This window comes from Bradyrhizobium altum, from assembly GCF_020889705.1.
Taxonomy (GTDB): domain Bacteria; phylum Pseudomonadota; class Alphaproteobacteria; order Rhizobiales; family Xanthobacteraceae; genus Bradyrhizobium; species Bradyrhizobium altum.
Map to the genome: position 1 here is coordinate 1 of NZ_JACMYP010000392.1, position 5,767 is coordinate 5,767.

Here is a 5,767-nt window from a genome sequence, read left to right on the forward strand (position 1 = left end):
GCTGCCAGGCCCGGCGAAACGGCCAAGCCAACCGAAGCAGCCAAGTCCGCCGAGCCGCCCAGGCCGCAGCTTTCGGCCTGCCGGCAGGCCCTCACCGAGGAGATCGCGATCGCGCCGAGCATTCCGGATATCCACGGCGCCGGCGGCTGCGGCGGCGAGGATCTGGTGCGGCTCGAGGCCATCGTGCTGCCGGACAAGCGCAAGGTCGCGGTCAAGCCCGCGGCGATCCTCCGCTGCAAGATGGCAAGTGCGGTCGCCGACTGGGTCCGCACCGATATCGCGCCGCTGGCGCAGAGCCTCGGGGGCGGGATCAGCAATCTCGACAATTTCGACTCGTTCGAGTGCCGCGGCCGCAACCGTATCGCCGGCGCGCAGCTCTCCGAACATGGCCGCGCCAATGCGCTCGACGTGCGCGCCTTCGGTCTCGCCAACGGCAAGTCGATCTCGCTGACCGACCGCAGCGTGCCGCGCGATCTGCTCGAGACCGTGCTGCATTCGGTCTGCGCCCGCTTCTCCACCGTGCTCGGCCCGGGCTCGGACTGGTACCACGAGGACCACGTCCATCTCGACCTGATCGAGCGTCGCAACAATTATCGGATCTGCCAGTGGAACGTTGACGATCCGCTGCCGCGTGTCGCGCCGCTGTTGCCGGCCGAGCGCCCCGAAGAGGCGCCGCCGCGCGAGGTCGCCGCCAAGTCTGAGGGCGGCAAGGCGGATGCAGCCAAGGCCGACCACGATAAGGCTGACCACGGCAAGGCTGACCACGGTAAGGCTCACGATGGTAGGGCTGACGATGGCAAGCAGGATGCGGCGAAATCAGATGATACGGCCGCGCCCGACAGCAGCGTCGAGAGGAAACCGCAGCCAACAAAAAAGCGCCGGCAAAGCCGGCGCCTTTGATCGCGGTTGCGATGTGATTGAGATCAGTAGTTCCCGTTACCGCCGCCCTGAAGCGCCATCTGCGGCTTGTAGGGCGAGTCGCCGTGCTTCGGCTCCAGCACCACGACGATGGTGCCGAGCTTGACGCGGTTGTAGAGGTCGATGACATCCTCGTTGGTCATGCGGATGCAGCCCGAGGAGATCGACGAGCCGATGTATTCCGGCTGGTTGGTGCCGTGGATGCGGAACAGCGTGTCCTTGCCGCCCGAGTAGAGATACATCGCGCGCGAGCCCATCGGATTGTCCGGGCCGGGTGCCACGAAGGTCGGAACGCCGAGGCGCGAGATTTCGCCGGGGGTGGGATGCCAGGCCGGCCATTCGGTCATGCTGCCGACCTTGGCAATGCCGGACCAGGCCATGGCTTCTTCGCCGACGGTGATGCCGTAGCGGATCGCCTTGCCGTCGTTCAGCACGTAGTAGAGGTAATGGTTGTCGGAATCGACCACGATCGAGCCGGCGGCTTCCTTGCGGTGATACTCGACGATGGCGCGGCGGAACGGCTCGGCCACCGGCGTCTTGACGTAGGTGGTCTTGGCCAGCAGTTCCTTGTCATGCGGCTTGAAGGCGGCGGTGTTGGTGGCCTCATAGGTTGTGGCCTGCATGCAACCCGACAACATCAGGCCTGCGGCCAGGATCCCAAAGGTAACTTTGAACGACGACATGATTACGTTCCAATCGAAAATCCGCGTCTCAAAGCGCCACGATTGCGCCCCAAACGCCACGATTCCATGAAGGGCATTATTGCCGAAACGTGCCATTATTCCCAGAGTTTAGATGCCTTTCCCGCATCGCGGGACGTCGCCTGTGGCTTTTTTGCCGCAAGTCTTCTGGTGTGGGGCCAGTTTTTGTGCAAACAGGCAACGGTTGTTCAATCGAAGCTGCTTCAACGTCACATTCACCGCCGCTTGGCCGCCACAAAGGTGGATGTCCGGTTAATCGCCCGGTCATGAAGCGCCAGCCAGAATCGCGCTAAGTCGACGGGTCTTGCCAGCCCTGTTTCGTGGAGTTCGTGATGCTGTCGGTGTTCGTTCCCTCCGATTTCTCCCTCAAGAAGGCCGCCGTCGCCGACCTCGGCGTGCTGCCGGAGGGCGCGGTCTGGGTCGACCTGGTGAACCCGACCGTCGAGGAGGACCGGGCCGTCGAGAAGCTCGCGGGGATCGCGGTTCCGACCCGGGAAGACATGCAGGAGATCGAGATCTCCAGCCGGCTCTATATTGAGAACAGCGCGCGCTACATGACCGCGACGCTGATGTGCCAGTCTGACACCGATATGCCGCGCACCACGGCGGTCACCTTCATCCTGACCGGCCATCGGCTGGTCACGGTGCGCTACGACCTGCCGAAGCCGTTCGCGCTGGTCGAGAACAAGCTGGCCCGGGCCTGTTCCCCCGGCATCACCGGCGAGCAGGTGCTGATGGAACTGCTGGATGCGGTGATCGACCGCTGCGCCGACATTCTGGAGCGCTGCGGGGCCGACATCGACCAGGTCTCCCACGACATCTTCGAGCCGGAGAGCCAGCGCCACGGCCACGCCAAGCAATATTCGCAGATCCTGATCGCGATCGGCCGCAAGGGCGACCTGACCTCCAAGGTCCGCGAAAGCCTGGTCTCGATCGGCCGCCTCGTCACGTTCCTTTCGGCGATCGTGGAAGGCGTGAAATGGTCCAAGGACATGCGCGAGCAGCTCAAGACCATGCAGCGTGACGTGGCCTCACTGACCGACCACGCTTCCTATCTCTCCAACAAGATCACCTTCGTGCTCGACGCCATGCTCGGCGTGGTCAATCTGGAACAGAACAACATCATCAAGCTGTTCTCGGTGATGGCGGTGGTGCTGATGCCGCCGACGCTGATTGCCTCGATCTACGGCATGAATTTCAAGGCAATGCCGGAACTCGAATGGGCGCACGGCTATCCGTATGCACTGGTGCTGATGCTGATGGCGGCGATCGTGCCGTACTGGATTTTCAAGTGGAAAAAGTGGCTGTAGCACTGGTTCCACACGTCGCGTTTTGGGACGCGCTTTCTGCCTTATTTCCTCTGCTAAAATTTGAGCGTTGCGCTGAACGTTTGGGCGAAACTTGTCTGCGATAACGCCCGCCTCGAAGCCGGAGGACAGCAATGGTTGAGAAGATCATAACGCCACGGCGTAACGTCATCGACTTTGCGCGCTATCAACAGGACCGCGCAGCAGGCAAGGTGCAGGCGATCTCGCCGAGACTTTGCCGCTACTGTGGCGCTGCGTTGCTGGATGGCGAGGACGAAGACGATTGCTCCAGCGCGTTGAACGACATCGCGCTGCAGCCGCTTGAGAAGAAATCTCGTCGGTTTTATGCGGACTAGAGGCTGAGGCCTTTTGGAGGCAGAAGCCTCGTCTGCGTCGTTACGCCTGCAATCGAAGCAATCCCAACGTGACGGCCGCGGCGGCGGCCGGGATCGCCTCGAACCTCTCGCTTCCTTCCCCGAAATAACATCCAAGCCAAAGCTCAGACGTGCTGGCCACCGTTGATGTGGATCTCGGCGCCGTTCACGTAGGAGCTGGTTTCCGTGCACAGCACGTAGATGATCTTGGCGACCTCGTCCGGAGTGCCAAGGCGATGCATCGGGATTTGCTGGTCGACGATCTTCTCGGTGCCCGGCGACAGGATCGAGGTATCGATCTCGCCCGGTGCGATCGAATTGACGCGCACGCCGACGCGGCCGAAGTCGGATGCCATTTCCCGCGTCAGTGATGCCAGCGCGGCTTTCGAGGTCGCATAGGCAACGCCGGCGAACGGGTGCACGCGCGAGCCGGCGATCGAGGTGACATTCACCACCGCGCCCTTGGCGTGCCTGAGCTCGTCGATCAGTCCGCGGGCCAGCATGATGGGCGCGAAGAAGTTGACGCGGAACACGTGCAGCCACGTCTCGATATCGGTGTCCATGGTCCCGAGCCGCGCGCCGCCCGCACCCTTCGGCGAGATCGCGGCATTGTTGACCAGCGCGTGCAACTCGTCGTTCACCAACCGTTTGCGGATCTCGCTGATCGCGCGAACCGTGTCGTCATGGTCGCCGAAATCGACCTCGATGTGATCTTCCGGTCCAGCGCCCCAGGGGCAGACTTCCGGAAATGCATGCCGCGAGCAGGTGATGACGCGCCAGCCGGCGGAGGCAAACCGGATCGCGGTGGCGTGACCGATGCCGCGGCTGGCACCGGTCAGGAGCAGGGTACGGCGCGGCGCGTTGGAAGGAGGGGACATGGTGTCTTTCAGGTTGGCGTCTTTTAAGCTGTCGTCATCAGGGATAGAGCCGCACCTTCGACCATGCGCTGCCGGCGCCATCGCGGCGGAATTCGATACGGTCGTGCAGGCGGTACGGGCGGTCGTGCCAGAACTCGAAGCGCTGCGGCGTGATCCGCCAGCCGCTCCAGCCCGGCGGACGCGGCACCTCGCCGATGACGTATCTCGCGCCGGCCTTGGCGATCGCCTGCTCGAACGCGAAGCGACTCTCCAGCGGCTGCGATTGCTTGCTGGCCCAGGCGCCGATCTGCGCCTGCTTCGGCCGCGTGGCGAAATAGGCGTCGGCCTCGGCGTCCGTCACCGGCGTCACCGCCCCGCGGATGCGCACCTGACGGCGCAGCGATTTCCAGTGAAACAGTAAGGCAGCCTTAGGGTTTGCGGCCAATTCGCGGCCCTTGGCGCTGGCAATGTGGCTGTAGAACACGAAGCCGTCGGCATCGAAGCCCTTCATCAGCACCATCCGCACGTCGGGCAGCCCGTCGGCATCGACGGTTGCGAGCGCCATCGCGTTCGGATCGTTCGGCTCGGACTTGACCGCTTCCGCAAACCATTCGCCGAACAGGGCGAACGGCTCCTCCGCCGCGGTGAAATCACCCGATGTTAACGGTGTCGGGTGTTTGATGGAGGTCGTGTCGGTCATGTCAGGAGTCCCGATTTGCATTCGCCCGCGTCCGAGAGCGCGTTTCTAGCCCTATATAGGGCATGGGCGCGCGTTGGCCTATCGGCGATCCACCCTGCGGGCGCGGTGGTGACCTTGATCCTGATCGGCGTCGGTGCAAGCGGCTGCAGCCTGTCGCGCACCGATGCTTTCGCCAAGATGGACGACAAGGATGTGACGGGCTCGATCAACCCGACCCAGGTCAGCGCAGTGATGCCGACCGACAGCGATCTCGCCTTTGCCCGCAACGCCGCCTCCGACGTGCTGACCAAGGGCGACAAGGATTCCAGCCAGCCCTGGGAAAATCCCCAGACCGGCGCGCGCGGCTCGGTGACGCCGCTGGCCCAGGCCTATTCGGGCGAGGACGGCAAGACGTGTCGGGATTTTCTCGCCAGCTATGTCAATGGAGCCACCGAGACTTGGCTGCAGGGCGCCGCTTGCAAGGCTGGACAAGGCCGGTGGCAAATTCATAGCCTGAAGCCTTGGAGCAAGTCCTGAAAGTTCCGGCCGACGCCGGCGCCAAGCTAGTTGCAAAAATGCCACTGAGCCCCCACATGAAGGCAAGGTGGGCCCCGGATGGGTTCCCGGCCAAAACCGATTTTCCCGTGAAGGAGACGTGACGGATGCGCGACCCCTATGAGGTCTTGGGGGTGCAGCGGAGCGCCAGCGCTGCGACGATCAAGAGCGCCTATCGCAAGCTCGCCAAGAAGCATCACCCTGATAACAACAAGAACGACCCGAAGGCGGCTGCCCGCTTTGCGGAGATCAACACGGCCAACGAGATCGTCGGCGACGAGGACAAGCGCAAGCAGTTCGACCGCGGCGAGATCGATGCGGACGGCAAGCCGCGCTTCCAGGGATTCCCCGGCGGCGCCGGCGGCCGTGCCGGTCC

8 protein-coding genes are annotated in these 5,767 nt (G+C 63.5%); 5 read left to right on the top strand and 3 right to left on the bottom strand.

Going from position 1 to position 5,767, the window contains the following annotated elements; genetic code table 11:
• Positions 1-900: extensin family protein (locus H8B02_RS44505; RefSeq protein WP_229172096.1), on the top strand; the 900-nt coding region annotated here is incomplete at its 5' end.
• Between the two features lie 23 nt (positions 901-923).
• On the opposite strand, the gene H8B02_RS44510 is transcribed toward H8B02_RS44505, so the two are convergent.
• Positions 924-1,601 (bottom strand): L,D-transpeptidase, encoded by a 678-nt coding sequence (locus tag H8B02_RS44510; protein ID WP_229172097.1) that lies wholly within the window; start codon positions 1,599-1,601, stop codon positions 924-926.
• Positions 1,602-1,951: 350 nt separating this feature from the next.
• Here H8B02_RS44510 and H8B02_RS44515 point away from each other — a divergent pair, with 350 nt between their 5' ends.
• Together H8B02_RS44515 and H8B02_RS44520 are read left to right on the top strand one after the other, a co-directional pair.
• Positions 1,952-2,929: a magnesium transporter CorA family protein gene (locus tag H8B02_RS44515; protein WP_229172098.1), complete on the top strand. Its 978-nt coding sequence runs from the start codon at positions 1,952-1,954 to the stop codon at positions 2,927-2,929.
• Between the two features lie 131 nt (positions 2,930-3,060).
• Entirely contained in the window at positions 3,061-3,282 is a 222-nt protein-coding gene (locus H8B02_RS44520) for a hypothetical protein (RefSeq protein WP_229172099.1), read from the top strand.
• A gap of 143 nt (positions 3,283-3,425) precedes the next feature.
• Here the strand turns inward: H8B02_RS44520 and H8B02_RS44525 are convergent, their stop codons facing one another.
• Entirely contained in the window at positions 3,426-4,178 is a 753-nt protein-coding gene (locus H8B02_RS44525; protein WP_092124720.1) for an SDR family NAD(P)-dependent oxidoreductase, read from the bottom strand.
• Between the two features lie 37 nt (positions 4,179-4,215).
• The gene (gene pdxH, locus H8B02_RS44530) at positions 4,216-4,857 is read right to left on the bottom strand and encodes a pyridoxamine 5'-phosphate oxidase (RefSeq protein ID WP_229172100.1); all 642 of its coding nucleotides are present in this window, start codon (positions 4,855-4,857) and stop codon (positions 4,216-4,218) included.
• 108 nt (positions 4,858-4,965) lie between these two features.
• Here pdxH and H8B02_RS44535 point away from each other — a divergent pair, with 108 nt between their 5' ends.
• Together H8B02_RS44535 and H8B02_RS44540 are read left to right on the top strand one after the other, a co-directional pair.
• Positions 4,966-5,373: an RT0821/Lpp0805 family surface protein gene (locus tag H8B02_RS44535; protein ID WP_229172101.1), complete on the top strand. Its 408-nt coding sequence runs from the start codon at positions 4,966-4,968 to the stop codon at positions 5,371-5,373.
• A gap of 125 nt (positions 5,374-5,498) precedes the next feature.
• Positions 5,499-5,767 (top strand): DnaJ domain-containing protein (locus tag H8B02_RS44540; RefSeq protein ID WP_229172102.1); only part of this gene is annotated, 269 nt, incomplete at its 3' end.

Coding starts and splice junctions, on each gene's coding strand:
- H8B02_RS44510 (WP_229172097.1), bottom strand. CDS start 1,601: ATGTCGTCGTTCAAAGTTACCTTTGGGATCCTGGCCGCAGGCCTGATG.
- H8B02_RS44515 (WP_229172098.1), top strand. CDS start 1,952: ATGCTGTCGGTGTTCGTTCCCTCCGATTTCTCCCTCAAGAAGGCCGCC.
- H8B02_RS44520 (WP_229172099.1), top strand. CDS start 3,061: ATGGTTGAGAAGATCATAACGCCACGGCGTAACGTCATCGACTTTGCG.
- H8B02_RS44525 (WP_092124720.1), bottom strand. CDS start 4,178: ATGTCCCCTCCTTCCAACGCGCCGCGCCGTACCCTGCTCCTGACCGGT.
- pdxH (WP_229172100.1), bottom strand. CDS start 4,857: ATGACCGACACGACCTCCATCAAACACCCGACACCGTTAACATCGGGT.